The sequence below is a fragment of the Caulobacter sp. GW821-FHT09A05 genome (assembly GCF_059418465.1).
This window is the reverse complement of sequence record NZ_JBWKPX010000002.1, coordinates 71,403-84,134: the sequence shown is the minus strand read 5'-3', so window position 1 is coordinate 84,134 and position 12,732 is coordinate 71,403. Positions and strand designations below refer to the sequence as shown.

16 protein-coding genes are annotated in these 12,732 nt (G+C 62.2%); 8 read left to right on the top strand and 8 right to left on the bottom strand.

Translation table 11 applies throughout. The features are described 5' to 3' along the window. Positions 1-148 precede the first annotated feature (148 nt). Positions 149-1,189, top strand: a complete 1,041-nt coding sequence (locus AC07NX_RS02290; RefSeq protein ID WP_494638738.1) for an NAD(P)-dependent alcohol dehydrogenase — start codon at positions 149-151, stop codon at positions 1,187-1,189. A gap of 313 nt (positions 1,190-1,502) precedes the next feature. On the opposite strand, the gene AC07NX_RS02285 is transcribed toward AC07NX_RS02290, so the two are convergent. From AC07NX_RS02285 to AC07NX_RS02275, 3 genes are all read right to left on the bottom strand, one after another. Beyond that, complete coding sequence (locus AC07NX_RS02285) at positions 1,503-2,189, bottom strand: 2OG-Fe(II) oxygenase (RefSeq protein WP_494638737.1); 687 nt, start codon at positions 2,187-2,189, stop codon at positions 1,503-1,505. Then, on the bottom strand, positions 2,186-2,938 hold the full coding sequence (locus AC07NX_RS02280) for a methylated-DNA--[protein]-cysteine S-methyltransferase (RefSeq protein WP_494638736.1): 753 nt from the start codon (positions 2,936-2,938) through the stop codon (positions 2,186-2,188). The genes AC07NX_RS02285 and AC07NX_RS02280 overlap by 4 nt, the downstream gene beginning before the upstream one ends. Positions 2,939-3,162: 224 nt before the next feature. After that, the gene (locus AC07NX_RS02275) at positions 3,163-3,780 is read right to left on the bottom strand and encodes a TetR/AcrR family transcriptional regulator (protein WP_494638735.1); all 618 of its coding nucleotides are present in this window, start codon (positions 3,778-3,780) and stop codon (positions 3,163-3,165) included. Between the two features lie 117 nt (positions 3,781-3,897). Here AC07NX_RS02275 and AC07NX_RS02270 point away from each other — a divergent pair, with 117 nt between their 5' ends. The 4 genes from AC07NX_RS02270 to AC07NX_RS02255 all read left to right on the top strand — a co-directional run bounded on the left by AC07NX_RS02270 (position 3,898) and on the right by AC07NX_RS02255 (position 7,219). Further along, positions 3,898-4,521: a glutathione S-transferase C-terminal domain-containing protein gene (locus tag AC07NX_RS02270; RefSeq protein ID WP_494638733.1), complete on the top strand. Its 624-nt coding sequence runs from the start codon at positions 3,898-3,900 to the stop codon at positions 4,519-4,521. Positions 4,522-4,637: 116 nt separating this feature from the next. Then, on the top strand, positions 4,638-4,994 hold the full coding sequence (locus tag AC07NX_RS02265; RefSeq protein WP_494638732.1) for a DUF8200 family protein: 357 nt from the start codon (positions 4,638-4,640) through the stop codon (positions 4,992-4,994). 324 nt (positions 4,995-5,318) lie between these two features. After that, positions 5,319-6,752 carry a tyrosine-type recombinase/integrase gene (locus tag AC07NX_RS02260; RefSeq protein ID WP_494638731.1) on the top strand — a complete coding sequence of 478 codons (1,434 nt, stop codon included), beginning with the start codon at positions 5,319-5,321 and terminating at the stop codon, positions 6,750-6,752. A gap of 281 nt (positions 6,753-7,033) precedes the next feature. Continuing rightward, complete coding sequence (locus AC07NX_RS02255) at positions 7,034-7,219, top strand: hypothetical protein (protein ID WP_494638730.1); 186 nt, start codon at positions 7,034-7,036, stop codon at positions 7,217-7,219. A gap of 35 nt (positions 7,220-7,254) precedes the next feature. Here AC07NX_RS02255 and AC07NX_RS02250 read toward each other — a convergent pair whose 3' ends face one another. The 4 genes from AC07NX_RS02250 to AC07NX_RS02235 form a co-directional block, all read right to left on the bottom strand. Beyond that, complete coding sequence (locus AC07NX_RS02250; protein ID WP_494638728.1) at positions 7,255-7,425, bottom strand: hypothetical protein; 171 nt, start codon at positions 7,423-7,425, stop codon at positions 7,255-7,257. A 555-nt stretch (positions 7,426-7,980) separates the two neighbouring features. Beyond that, positions 7,981-8,598 carry a 30S ribosomal protein S17 gene (rpsQ, locus tag AC07NX_RS02245; RefSeq protein WP_494638727.1) on the bottom strand — a complete coding sequence of 206 codons (618 nt, stop codon included), beginning with the start codon at positions 8,596-8,598 and terminating at the stop codon, positions 7,981-7,983. Next, on the bottom strand, positions 8,595-9,281 hold the full coding sequence (locus AC07NX_RS02240; protein WP_494638726.1) for a hypothetical protein: 687 nt from the start codon (positions 9,279-9,281) through the stop codon (positions 8,595-8,597). The genes rpsQ and AC07NX_RS02240 overlap by 4 nt, the downstream gene beginning before the upstream one ends. 211 nt (positions 9,282-9,492) lie before the next feature. Continuing rightward, on the bottom strand, positions 9,493-10,185 hold the full coding sequence (locus tag AC07NX_RS02235) for a recombinase family protein (protein WP_494638724.1): 693 nt from the start codon (positions 10,183-10,185) through the stop codon (positions 9,493-9,495). A 64-nt stretch (positions 10,186-10,249) separates the two neighbouring features. Here AC07NX_RS02235 and AC07NX_RS02230 point away from each other — a divergent pair, with 64 nt between their 5' ends. After that, positions 10,250-10,897: a hypothetical protein gene (locus AC07NX_RS02230; RefSeq protein WP_494638723.1), complete on the top strand. Its 648-nt coding sequence runs from the start codon at positions 10,250-10,252 to the stop codon at positions 10,895-10,897. Here AC07NX_RS02230 and AC07NX_RS02225 read toward each other — a convergent pair. Beyond that, a complete protein-coding gene (locus tag AC07NX_RS02225) occupies positions 10,894-11,790 on the bottom strand; it encodes a hypothetical protein (protein ID WP_494638722.1) in 897 nt (298 codons plus the stop codon). The two genes, AC07NX_RS02230 and AC07NX_RS02225, sit on opposite strands and share 4 nt — an antisense overlap. Before the next feature lie 172 nt (positions 11,791-11,962). Between AC07NX_RS02225 and AC07NX_RS02220 the strand changes: the two genes are divergently transcribed. After that, positions 11,963-12,307, top strand: a complete 345-nt coding sequence (locus AC07NX_RS02220; RefSeq protein WP_494638721.1) for a hypothetical protein — start codon at positions 11,963-11,965, stop codon at positions 12,305-12,307. 6 nt (positions 12,308-12,313) lie between these two features. Further along, positions 12,314-12,679 carry a hypothetical protein gene (locus AC07NX_RS02215; RefSeq protein ID WP_494638719.1) on the top strand — a complete coding sequence of 122 codons (366 nt, stop codon included), beginning with the start codon at positions 12,314-12,316 and terminating at the stop codon, positions 12,677-12,679. The last annotated feature ends 53 nt before the right edge of the window (positions 12,680-12,732 follow it).

Sequence of the window (12,732 nt, the reverse complement as noted above, 5' to 3'; positions counted from 1 at the left end):
TTCCGGGATGACAACGGTTGGCGAACGCACAGCCCATGCGGTTGGCAGGATCGTGCATCAAGTGTGCAGGATCGGCCTAACGCCCGGCCGACGCCGTGTGGCATGCCGTCGCCCGTTCATCTCCCCCTGAACCTTCGAGGATACTCCGATGGCCATCGCCAAAGGCTACGCGGCCGCGACCGCGTCCGCGCCGCTGACCCCCTTCACCTTCGACCGCCGCGAACCCAACGAAGACGACGTCGTCATCGCCATCAAGCACTGCGGCGTCTGCCACTCCGACATCCACATGGTCGACAACGGCTGGGGCCAGAGCGTCTATCCGATCGTGCCGGGCCACGAGATCACCGGCGTGGTCACCGCCGTCGGGTCCAAGGTCAGCCGCTTCAAGGAAGGCGACCGGGTCGGCGTCGGCTGCTTCGTCGACAGCTGCACCACCTGCGCCGCCCGCGACCTGGACCGCGAGCAGTACATGCCCGGCCTGATCTTGACCTACAGCGGCTTCGAGCCGGGCAGCGACCTGCCGACCTATGGCGGCTATTCCGACCACATGGTGGTCAAGGAAGGCTATGTGCTGTCGATCCCCGACAACCTGCCGCTGGACGCCGCCGCCCCGCTGCTGTGCGCCGGCATCACCCTCTATTCGCCGCTGCGCCACTGGAACGTCGGGCCCGGCAAGACGGTGGCGATCCTGGGCCTGGGCGGCCTGGGCCACATGGGCGTCAAGATCGCCCACGCCCTGGGCGCGGAGGTCACGGTGCTGAGCCAGACCCTGTCCAAGCGGGAAGACGGCCTGAAGATGGGCGCGGACCACTACCACGCCACCAGCGACCCCAAGACCTTCGAGACCCTGGCCGGGACCTTCGACCTGCTGATCTGCACCGTGTCGGCGGCGCTGGACTGGGGCGCCTATCTGAACCTGCTGAAGGTGGACGGGGCCATGGTGCTGGTCGGCGCGCCGGAAGAACCGGCGACGCTGAACGCCTTCGCCCTGATCCCCGGCCGCCGCACCCTGGCCGGCTCGATGATCGGCTCGATCAAGGAAACCCAGGAGATGCTCGACTTCTGTGGTGAACACGGCATCGTCGCCGACATCGAGACCATCGCCATCGACCAGATCAACGAGGCCTATGCCCGCATGCAGAAGAGCGACGTGCGCTACCGGTTCGTGATCGACATGGCGACGCTGTAGGCCCGTTTCCAGGCGCTTCGAAAGGCCCCCTCAGTCGCTTCGCGACAGCTCCCCCAGAGGGGGAGCATCTGGCGCGGCGTAGCTCCTCCCCCTCTGGGGGAGGGCTGTCGCATATGGATTTGCTCTGAAAAAACCTGTCATCCCGGACAAGCTCGGCAGAGCCGAGCGCCGATCCGGGACCGCCGCAAGCTCTGAGTTCACGCCCCGGTCCCGGATCTTCGCGCTGCGCGCTCGTCCGGGATGACAACCGTTTTGAGGCATATGCGATACCCCTGCCCTCTGGGGGAGGTGGCCCGAAGGGCCGGAGGGGGCCTCACGTCGCGTCGTGGAAGATCACCCCCAGCACCCGCCGCCGTCCCGCGCGCACGGTGCTGACGCCGTGGCGGAGCGCACGGCGGTGGACGCCGCGCGCGCCTTCGGCCGGCCGGTCGCGGACCGCGAAGATCACGCCCTCGCCCTGGTTCAACGGCACGACCTGGGGGCGCGACTGCTGGCGCGGGCGCTGCTCGACCAGCACGAACTCGCCGCCCTCGAAGTCGCGGCCCGGTTCGTCCAGCAGGAAGGCGGCCTGCAGCGGGAAGACGTGCTCGCCATAGAGGTCCTGGTGCAGGCAGTTGTAGTCGCCCGGGCCGTAGGTCAGCAGCAGGGGCGTGGGCCGGACCTGGCCGGCCGCATGGCAGCGGGCCAGCATGTCGTCCAGGTCGTCGGGAAACCGCCGGTCCTCGCCCAACCTCTGGGCCCAGCGGTTGGCGATCGCGGCCAGCGGGCCGTAGAGGGCCTGGCGCAGCCGCTGCACCGGGTCGGGCAGGGGATAGCTGAAATACCTGTACTCGCCCTGGCCGAAGCCGTGGCGGGCCATGACCACCCGGCTGCGAAAGCCGGCCTCCTGGTCGTAGAGGCCGGCGATCCGCTGGCAGGTCCGCGGTGTCAGCAGCGGCCCGGTCAGGGCCCAGCCCTGGGCGTCGAGGTCGGCGGCGATGCGCGGCCAGTCGAGGCTCATGCCGCCTGGCCCAGCCGCGCTTCCCGGGCCAGCAGCGCCCGCTTGCGCTCGACGCCCCAGCGATAGCCCGACAGCCCGCCGTCGGCCCGCACCACCCGGTGGCAGGGGGTGAGCACCGCCAGCGGATTGGCCCCGCAGGCCTGGGCCACGGCCCGGGCGGCGGTGGGCCGGCCGATGGCCCGCGCCACCTCGGCGTAGGAGGCGGTGGTCCCCGCCGGGATGGTCCGCAGCGCCGCCCAGACCGCCTGCTGCAGCGGCGTGCCCCGGGCGTCCAGCGCCAGGTCCAGCGCCGCGCCCCGGCCGTCGATCTCGGCCGCCACCGCGCGGCGTTCGGCGTTCAGGCCATCCGGATCGGGCGTCAGCCGGGCCGAGCGGAAGCGGCGCTCCAGGTCGCGGGCCAGGGCGGCCTCGTCGTCGCCCAGGGTCACCAGCCGCAGGCCGGCGTCCGAGCGCGCCACCAGGGCCAGGCCCAGGCTGGTCGGGACCGTGGCCCAGCGCAGGGTCTCGCGCGGCTGGTCGGGCTTGCAGCGCAGGCAGGGTCGGAAGCCGGCGGCGCGGGCGCTCTGGCGGGTGTCGTGGAACTCGACGTTCTTGCGCAGCGGCCGCCCGGCGCAGCTGGCCAGGCAGTAGACGCCGGTGGTGCGCACGGCGATGAAAAAGGCGCCGTCGAGGTCGCGGTCGCGGCGGCGCATGGCCTCCCAGCGCGCGTCGTCGGTGAGGATTTGAGAAGCGGTCCCTGAAACAGGCATGGGGGCGGTCTCCTTTCGTGGAAGGAGCATGCGCGCCATGACCTATGGAGTCATTCCGATGCTTGCGGTCCTGGTTTTGCGCCGCGGATGCTCGGCGCCAAGGCGCGAATTCCCCGTCCTTCGACAAGCTCAGGATGAGGAATTCGAATTCAACCGCCGCATTAAAGTAGCCCTCATCCTGAGCCTGTCGAAGGACGAGGGCGGTTCACGGGCGCTCGTCCCGTTTATTCCGGCCCGCAGATCAGGTCGACCATGACCAGGAGGGTGGCTTCCAGCTGCTCGCGCGTCTCCCCGGCCCGGGCGCGCACCGACAGGCCGTTCATCATCATGCAGGCCACGCGGCCCAGGGCGACGGGATCGACGGTCGCCGGCAGCTCGCCCCGGGCCTGGCGGCGCTGCATCAGCCCTTCGACCGCGCGGTCCAGCTCGTGCATGCCGTCGGCGACCATCTGGCGCACCTCCTGGTCGATGACGGCCTGGCCCAGGCCGGCGCTGGCCAGGAAGCAACCGCGCCCGCCGGCGTCGCCCGACAGGTAGAAGCCCAGGGCCGTTCGATAGATCCGGGTCAGCACCTCGCGCAGCGACCCGCCGCCCCGGAAGGCCTCGGTCATCGCCGCCCGCGACTCGGCCATGTAGCGCTCCAGGGTGATCTTGAAGAGCGCCTGCTTGTCGCCGAACGCCCCGTAGAGGCTGGGCCGGTTCATGCCCGTGGCGGCGCTCAGGTCGTCCAGCGAGGCCCCGGCGTAGCCCTGCTCCCAGAAGGTCTCGGTGGCCCTGGCCAGGGCGACTTCGGGGTCGTAGGCGCGAGGGCGGCCCCGGCGCTTGGCGGACTGTTCGGTCATCTCGATCTCCTGGCCGATTTTCGCTCGTCGGTCCACAGTTTTGTACCGATCCGCATTTTATTCCTTGACCACCGTTATTTTTATGCGAAACAGTATGAAAACGCAATGGAGGGTTCGATGGATCTCTACTTCTCCCCGATGGCCTGCTCGATGGCGACGCGGATCGCGGCCTACGAGGCGGGCGCCGACATCCGCTTTCTCAAGGTCGACACCAAGGCCCGGCCAAAGCGGGTGGAGGACGGGACCGCGTTCCTGACCCTCAACGCCATGGGCCAGGTGCCTGTCCTGCGCACCGACGACGGCGAGCTGATCGTCGAGAACGCGGTGATCCTGCAGTACCTCGCCGACCGCTTTCCGGCCGCCGGCCTGATCCCCGCCGACGGGGCCGAGCGCCGCAAGGTGCAGAGCTGGCTCGGTTTCATCGGCTCGGAGCTTCACGTCGGCGCGTTCACCGTCCTGCTGCGGCCAACGGCGCCGGACGGGGCCAAGGCCTTCGCCCACGAGCGGCTGGCCGAGCGCCTGGCCTATCTCGACGCCCATCTGAAGGGCCGCGAGTTCCTGCAGGGCCGGTTCAGCGTCGCTGACGCCTACCTGTTCGTGATGCTGACCTGGGCCCGCTACCTGGCGATCGACTTCGGACCCTATCCGAACCTGGCCGCCTATCGCGACCGGCTGCAGACCCGGCCCTCGGTGGCCCGGGCCTTCGACGAGGAATTCACCCTGTTCAAGGCCGCGGCCTAGCCGGGACCTGAACTGGGGACACACACTCACGGCAAGGCCGTGATCCAGACGGCCCTATCCCTGCCGTGAGTGTGTGTCCCCGCCTTCAACCGCTCCACTCCCCAGGAGACAGACCCATGCGTAACCTGATCATCGCCGTCGCGGCCCTGGCCGCGACGGGCGGCCCCGCCATGGCCGAAACCAAGCCCCAGGCCGGCTGGCTGACCCTTAGCGCGCCGACCACCCAGGACCACCTGGTGTTCGACGGCGCGGTCTGGCGCTGCAAGGCCGACACCTGCCGCGCCACCCAGGTCAAGTCGCTGCCGCCCCTGCGCAGCTGCAAGCGCCTGGCGCGCGAACTGGGACCGATCACCAGCTTCGGCTACCGCGGCGTGACCCTGTCGGACGCGCAACTGGCCGAGTGCAACCCGGCCCAGGTCGCCAAGGCGCCGGCGGCGTCCCCCGCGGCGTCCGAGCTGGCGGCGGCGCGCTGAACTCCGACCTCGGAGGAGGCCCTCGGGGACGCGGGCTCGCGCGCGCGTCCCCGCTTTTTCCTTTCTTCCGCTCATCCCGGCGAATGCCGGGACCCAGATGGAATGTCAGTGTGGCTGAAGCCATGAGCGCTGAGCCTATCCAATCAGCCACCCAGCCTTGGGATCTGGGTCCCGGCATTCGCCGGGATGACTACTATTACTTAAATATCTAGAATCATTCAACATTTTTTGCTACAGTTGCCTACACAAGGTATGCACAGGTACGGCAAATCAAGGACTTAGCCCGCCGATCTGCACAGAACCTACACAATGTGAGGGGCACACATGACGTTCATCATCGACAAGGAGGTATTGCAGCCGGGGTTGATCCTCTTCCGGCGCAACGACGTTCAGCACCGCAATTGGTACTGCCGTATCAAGCTGCCGAAGGCAGACCGTTATAAGACGATTTCGCTCAGGACTCCGGACATCACGACCGCCCGCCAGCTTGCCGGCCGCGAAGAAGCGCGAGTGAGCTTCAAGCTCGAAAGCGGCATACCGGTTTTCAACCGCCCCTTCCGCGATGTGGCGAACGAATACCTCGCTGAACAGCGGCGGCGCGCCAAGCGCGGTGAGATCAGCGCCAGCCGCGTCGACAAACTCAAGGCCGTCATAGACGGAGCCCTTGAGGACTATATCGGCTCAACACAGGTGCATCTGATCGGCGATGAGCTGTGGAGCGGTTATCCGGCCTGGCGGCGGGAGAACGGCGCGGGCCGTAACCGGCGCAACGGCGTGCGCGAAGTGTCGGAAGCCCTGGCCGCGAAGCTGGCGGCCAAAGAGACCGCCGCTCGCGAGAAGGTCGCCCGCAGCAAAGGGCTACGCACCCGCCCGGCCGCGCCGCCGGAGGAACCGCCGAGCCGTCTGGTCGCGTTCATCAGCGACTCCACCATCCGTTTCGAAATGTCGATCTTCGGCGCGGTGATGAACTTCGGCATCAAGAAGCGCTATGTGCCAGCGAGCCAGCGCTTTGATGATCGCCCCAAGCTGAAGACGATGCGGCGGGATGAGTTCACGCTGGAGGAATACCGCAAGCTCCACACCGTCGCGCGGCAATGGGTCAAGGAAGCCAAACGCCCGTCGAGCGTTTGGTATCGCACCGTCACCTACAATTTCATTCTGATTATGTGCAACACGGGCATGCGCCCGTCAGAAGCCAGAAACCTGCGCTGGCGCGACATCGCCCCGGCCAAGGACCGTGACGGCCGCGAGATCGTCGTGTTGTTCGTCCAGGGCAAGGGTAAGTCGCGCAAGCTCGTCGCGCCAAAGAGCGTCGGCGACTATCTCGACCGCGTCCGGGAGATCGCCGTAGCGACGGGGCCAGACGATCCTGTCTTCACCACCTCAACCGGTGAATCCGCCAAGTCCCTCTATAAAGCCCTCATCGAGAGCCTTCTGACCAAAGCCGATTTGCGTGAGGGCACGCAGGGCATCCCGCGCTCGACCTATTGCTTCCGGCACACCTACGCCACCTTCCGCCTCGCCGAAGGCATCGACGTCTATTTCCTGGCCGAGCAGATGGGCACGTCGGTCAAGATGATCGAGGACCACTACGGCCATGTGAACACCGTCAAACACGCCGACCGCGTGTTGCAGGGCATGGGCGGCTGGGACCCGGTGGACGCTTCGGCCGACCAGGTCGAAACCGACGCCAAGGGCGCGAAGGCCGCCGCCTCGCGGCAGGCAGCGGCGACATCTAGCAAAAGTAAAAAGACATAGCCTTCGATCCAGTCGCCGGCCTCGGGTCAAAGCGTCGAGCCTCGATGCGCCGTGGGCGTCGGCTGGATCTTACTTGCCGAAATCCCCGATGCGCCGCTGGCGCTTCTTAATCGGGGATGCAGGCCAAGCGGTCGGCGGAAAAAGACGGATCGAGCCTCGATCCGTCCCGTCGTCCGCGCTCTTGGTCTTGCTCTCAGCCACGTCCAGCCGCTGGCATCTTTGGACGGGGCGGCAAGGCCGCCAAGCTCGCCTGCAAGCGAAATTGCGGGTAGCATTAGACCATGGACGTTTTGACTAAGGCATTCATCACGGAATGGATGCGGCAAAACACGCATCTTCTCGAAGAGATCATTCTCCTCCAGGGCGATGATCCCTCGACGGTATATGGCGCAGCGATCAATGCCCACTTCAGGGTCGCTCCCGACTGGGTGCCAGATCGCACGAAGCTGCCGACAAATCCGCATTGACGTAGGATCGCCGTTTTGGTGATCAATGCCCATCGCTAGGCTGCCGCACGACCTTCCCACGCGTCCTGCCACGCAGCCATGCGCGCCAGCTCCCGCCATTGACGAGCCATTTCGATATACTCATCCCGGATGAATATGTCGGCGCAGCTTTTTGAGGTGCGATCCATATCGTCTGCTTCGGCCAAGCACTCGGCATTGCTACGCATTACGTACCTCATTCGAGTACGCAACCCGTGAAGCCGCAGATGTTTCCATTGCGAAAAGTTGTTTGATAAAAACGAGAAAGACCATCGACAGGGCTTTCTCCTCGCGGGGTGTTGAGGCCGTCGATGCAAAAAGCGGGGAGATTTTCCCCGCTCAATGACCGTCGTTCTATAGCCGACCACTAGGGCGGATATCTCCAGACCCTGATCAGGTTCGCAATCGCGGTGATCAGCCCGGCCAGGGCGCTCAGCAGCAGTATGAATTCGTTTGTCGTCATCGTTCCTCCTTTCGCGGGACGCCTTGATTGGCGCTACGCATGGGGAGGGAAAAAGCCGATCCTATCGACGGATCAGGAGAAGACCGCACTCGAAGATGCGCCGGTTCCACCGGGCCGGAGCTGCACACGCCCACCCTCGGGGGCACGGAAGCGAGGCGTCTCGTAGAATCCGTCAAGTCGGCTTCAATCCCACGTGACGTAAAGGCCAATCTTGCCGTCCAACGCGAGGAATGATGTATCAACGTTATGGGTTTCTGCGAAAATTCAGCAATCAATAATATTAGCCAAACACAAGCTTTCTGCCACGAGCAACTGGTTCGGGTGCGGAATGCCTAGGTCTGCTCACAAATCCCGCAAAATCATGATGTTTATTTTTACTGAAAGGCCGAGATGTTTGAGCGACGATAACATCTCCTAATCGGCACTCATTAGATTCATCATGAACAAGATATCTTTTTGTTCTTCTGGGGCGCTTTCCTGCGACGGGCTCTCCGTAACTTTCAACTTCGATTTTTACAGTCTTGTTTCCGCTAATCGCAATAACTTTTCCGATCTTTTGATGAGATCTATTCGTAAATGATTCTGACAATCTATGCCGACTAACATCGGCGAAATCTATCGTTACATCCTTCGGAAAGGACATAGGAGGAGACAGAGAAATATCCTGCTGAACTGCGAAGGCGCTCCAGGAATTAAAAATATTAAATAGCCTATCTGCCTCAATAGATTCAACGACATGCCCGCTAAGGTCAGAAAATAAATCTCGAACTTCAGATAAAATCTTTACGGTTTCGTCGTCGTCGATAGCCTCTCCGATGGCGGCATTATTTATCTTATCGCGAATAATCGTCGTTCCGCGCTTATCAATACTTTCTATTTTTTTTACTATTTCATTCATTTTGGCCTCGCAATATACTCCTCATATATACCCAATACTGCGACAAGTGCAATATCAGCCTCCTTTATGACCCAGTGAAATTGTTGCTTTACAGCTCTTTTGTAGCCGACAAGCTCCGCTTTTTGGTCATCACTCCAGGAATTACGATGGCTATTTGAGTTTATATAACTCATCAAATTGCAGACGCCGTCGTGGGCGTCTAACGCAGAATCTTTGGAAGTTCTGAGTCGAACAAGTTGTTCTGATACGGACGAAAATCCGCGATTACTGATATCTTGCATAAGCCTATCGACTTCTTCCTCGCTCATTGAAAAACTGCGAGAAATGCGCGAAAATGCAGGGGCAAGCTTTGGCTTTAAATTTTTTGCTGCGTACGAAATGCTGTTGCGGCCCAGGACTTCGTTGATCCGGTCAGTAGAGATATCCGGAGCGCCCCGCACGCGAGTCGCCGCTACTACCGGATCAATAATAGACGACAGCAAGGAGATATCGTCTATTATTGTGTGGTATTGCTGATGGACATCTTTCCAGGAGCGTGAAACCTGCACGACTTCTTTAAGAAAAAGAAGGCGGTTGTCTCGTTGATCCCCACCTTTGGGAATGGTGGCGATCGAAGTAGCCACCTGCAAACTAGTGCCGAGGAGCTGCGCAACGTTAGCTGCCGTCTGAAGCAAATCGTCCACACAGACCTCCGTTTTCGGGACGTTCTAGTGATTCTCGCCGCTTAACCATAGGAAACATCGCATAGGTTGCGACGAGAATCTCAAAAGAGGTCAATTTGACGTCGGATCGTTCAGCGATGTACCTCGCTGGTTGTAGGTTCTAGCGATTTTCATGCACCGGCAGGTCAACGAATTGAAGGCGATGCCGAAGCATTGACACCAGCCATTCCATCTACATTTGGGGGCTCGGGTGCGCCGTGCGCTTCGCGCCGTGACGGTAGACGGTCGAGCGATCCACGCCGTATCGCCGCGCGACTTCGTCAGCGCTGTTGTTCAGCAGCAAAGCTTTCACCTCTGCGACTTGCGTAGGCGTAAGCTTAGGTCGCCGACCTGGCTTTTTGCCTTTTGCACGAGCGGACGCCACACCGGCGATGGTCCTCGTCACCATGCCGGCGTGCTCTTCGTCGGCAAAGATCGCGAGGAAGCGATACGCCATTCGCCCATGCGCGGTCGAAGTATCGACGGACTCCACAACGGAGATGATCTTGACCCCTCGACGCGTGAGGCGGTGCTCAAGCTCGACGAGTTGGAAGAAGTTCCGGCCTAGACGGTCGATCTTCCACACGATCAGGGTGTCGCCCCGCTTTAGCGGGGCGACCGTTTTCTCAAGCACGCTGCGGATTTCACTCTTGCCGGAGATGCGCTCTTTCACGATGCGGTCGCAGTTGATGCGCCGAAGCGCCTCGACCTGGGCGGCGAGCTTCTGGGATTTCTTCGAGATCCTGCAATAGCCAACCCGCATCGGTGCAGCCGTCGCAGAAACGTTCGGTTGTGCGACGGCTGCGCGAAGGCGGAGGACGGTGTGATTTTGGCTGGGGGGACCTGCCAAAATCACGGGAAAACATAGCAAAGTTTCCAGGTCCACTCAATGATTAGCGAATTCTCACAACCGAACGGTTTCGCGACTGTCAATATCTCGCGAGAACCTCATGAATACCAAGCTGTTGTTGTGGTCCATGGGCGGACTCCTGTCCGTGTCCGCCCCAGCCTTCGCTCTGGAAGCCAAGCAATGCCTTCCAGCAACCGAGATGCAGGCGGCGCTAAAGGCCGAAGGCCAGGTGCCGGTCGTCACCGGCAACCGCGTGACCACGCGCGTGGATCGGCCCGTGAACATCTTCACCGCCGGAACGGACGGCACGGGCTACGAACTCGAAGGCGATCAGCCGCGTGGCACACCGTCGAAAACGGTGTGCGTGATGTCGCGCTATCACGACGTCCGGCTCAACGACATCACCTCGCCGGTTATCCCGGCCTGGGCGTTGATCGGCAACGACACCAAGGCCGCTAATGACCATTGCCGCGCCACGAATGCGGGGCTGTGCGAAAGCTACGACGACTATGTGAAGCGCGGCGCACCCAAGGGGCTGCGCGTCATGCTCGTCGCCCGCGTTGACTTCATCAACGCCGACGGCACGCGCCGTAACGGGCGTTTGCTCACCGTCCTGACCTGGGTGGATAAGAAGCTGGCCGATGTGACGGCGACGAATAGCATTGGCGCGAGCGAGACCGTCGGTGGACTGGAAGACGTGAACTACACGCAGTTTGCGGGGAATTTCCTGGCCAGCAGCAAGCGCTAGCCGAACATATTATCGGGGTTGATCTGCATGGTGTTCGCCGCGACCGGCGCGACAGGGGCCGGCGGTTTGGCAATGCCTAGCGCCGCGTCGCGGTAGGTCGGCGATAGTGGCGGCACGGCGGCGAGTGATCCGGCCTGAGCCGTATCGTCCTCATAGGCGCGGCTCTTGGCATCCGCCCGTTGAAGCCCAATGCCGTTCAGAGTGTCGTCGTTGCGGACCGCCAGCGTCGCGTCGTTTTCGCGGCCGGCCTGGATCTGGCGCTGGATCTCGACTCCACGCTTCAGGTTCGGGTCTTCCTGGAGTCTCGTAAATTCGCCGCGCTCGTCGGGCTTGAGCGTGCCCTTGGCGTCCTTGTCCATCAGGTCATAGAAGCGCTTCATCTTGCCGCCGGTGACGCGCACTTCCTCGCGCGTCTGGCCGGTCTTGGCCATCATGGCGTCTTCCCAATCGGCCATGTTGTCGGGGTCCTGGAACCAGGTCGCCAGCGCCTTCCACTGCTTACCGTCCATGGTCTGTCCGGCATAGGTGTGGCTTGTCGCCAGCCATTGAGCTTCGTGCTCACGCTGGCGTTCCTGCTCCTCGGCAATGACCGCGATCATGTCGCGGAACTGGTCGGCGTTCTCTTCTTCCCGTTCGACCTTGAGCTGTTCGCGTGATTTCTGACCGATGGGGCCGCCGTTGCCGAGCATCTTGTCGGCGTCGAGGTTTTGAACCTGGCTCGCCTGGGCCTCGATGGCGGCGGCCTTCCAAAACGGGATCTTGAGGGATAGCGGCGCGCCGAACGCGCGGGCGGCGACGGCCATGGCCGTATCGACCTGCATCTCGTCTTGCTCATCGTTCCTGCCGATATGCAGGTCGATGTCGCTGTCTGCCCCTGATTGCACTTCGCCCATGCGGCCTATTATCGGCGTGAGAGTTTAATATCACTTTGATTTTACTTTGGATTTTATTCAAATTGTATCTATCGCGGCCGCTGGCCGAGTAGTCGCGCCGCCGCAAAGTACAGCTTGACCGCGAGCCGCTTTAATCGGTCAATCCAGCACCATTCCTTGCTGGACGACCGCCATGTCAAAGCCGCTCGACCCCGTCGAACCGTCCAAATGGCAGGCCGACGCCAAGGACAAGGCCAAAGAACCGCTCAATCGCGCCGCCGAGGGCCGCACAGACACTCCAGAACAGCAAAGCGGCAAGGTCTCAGAGACCGTCCGCCGCGACAGGCCGCATATGGCCCCGCATCCCGGGGGAAGCCTGCGTACTGTTGAAACTGGATTTGCCTACCAGCGAGTTTCGCAGGAGCAGGCCCAGATCAAGAAAGAACAAGCCGCAGATCGCATCTCAAAAAGTTTGCAAAAAGACAGCGGCTCGGAGAATAATAAAGACAACAGTCGCACAGACGACCGAGGAAGATGAGGATATGTGTTTATTGAAGGAAGTAAAGAATACCTAGAAACTGAAACGTCGCGACTGCTTCAAACCAAAGACGGCCCCGCGTTCGTCGTCACCCTCACGAACTGGCACTGGGATGTGCTCAAGTTCTGTGAGGAGAATTACCGCTTCAAAGATGATGGCTGGTACATCGACGCCGCCTGGGACGACGCACAGCGCGAATTCCAGGAAAACGGAATCCCACTTGGCGAGACCTTCAGCCGAGGCATAGCCCATGTGGCTCTGCTTGCCGCCGAGAGCGAGCTCGACGAACTCGAAGGACGCGCCAACACCATGCGTAAGGCCGACTGGAAGGCTGACGTCATGCGCCGATCAACAAATGGCACTATAGATTGAAGCGTTAGCATCTGCTATTTCCTCGCGCATTAGCTGTATCTGCGGGGGCCGAT

Coding starts and splice junctions, on each gene's coding strand:
- AC07NX_RS02280 (WP_494638736.1), bottom strand. CDS start 2,938: ATGCCTGTTTCAGGGACCGCTTCTCAAATCCTCACCGACGACGCGCGC.
- rpsQ (WP_494638727.1), bottom strand. CDS start 8,598: ATGAATGAAATAGTAAAAAAAATAGAAAGTATTGATAAGCGCGGAACG.
- AC07NX_RS02260 (WP_494638731.1), top strand. CDS start 5,319: ATGACGTTCATCATCGACAAGGAGGTATTGCAGCCGGGGTTGATCCTC.
- AC07NX_RS02230 (WP_494638723.1), top strand. CDS start 10,250: ATGAATACCAAGCTGTTGTTGTGGTCCATGGGCGGACTCCTGTCCGTG.
- AC07NX_RS02265 (WP_494638732.1), top strand. CDS start 4,638: ATGCGTAACCTGATCATCGCCGTCGCGGCCCTGGCCGCGACGGGCGGC.
- AC07NX_RS02270 (WP_494638733.1), top strand. CDS start 3,898: ATGGATCTCTACTTCTCCCCGATGGCCTGCTCGATGGCGACGCGGATC.
- AC07NX_RS02275 (WP_494638735.1), bottom strand. CDS start 3,780: ATGACCGAACAGTCCGCCAAGCGCCGGGGCCGCCCTCGCGCCTACGAC.
- AC07NX_RS02225 (WP_494638722.1), bottom strand. CDS start 11,790: ATGGGCGAAGTGCAATCAGGGGCAGACAGCGACATCGACCTGCATATC.
- AC07NX_RS02255 (WP_494638730.1), top strand. CDS start 7,034: ATGGACGTTTTGACTAAGGCATTCATCACGGAATGGATGCGGCAAAAC.
- AC07NX_RS02220 (WP_494638721.1), top strand. CDS start 11,963: ATGTCAAAGCCGCTCGACCCCGTCGAACCGTCCAAATGGCAGGCCGAC.
- AC07NX_RS02250 (WP_494638728.1), bottom strand. CDS start 7,425: ATGCGTAGCAATGCCGAGTGCTTGGCCGAAGCAGACGATATGGATCGC.
- AC07NX_RS02290 (WP_494638738.1), top strand. CDS start 149: ATGGCCATCGCCAAAGGCTACGCGGCCGCGACCGCGTCCGCGCCGCTG.
- AC07NX_RS02285 (WP_494638737.1), bottom strand. CDS start 2,189: ATGAGCCTCGACTGGCCGCGCATCGCCGCCGACCTCGACGCCCAGGGC.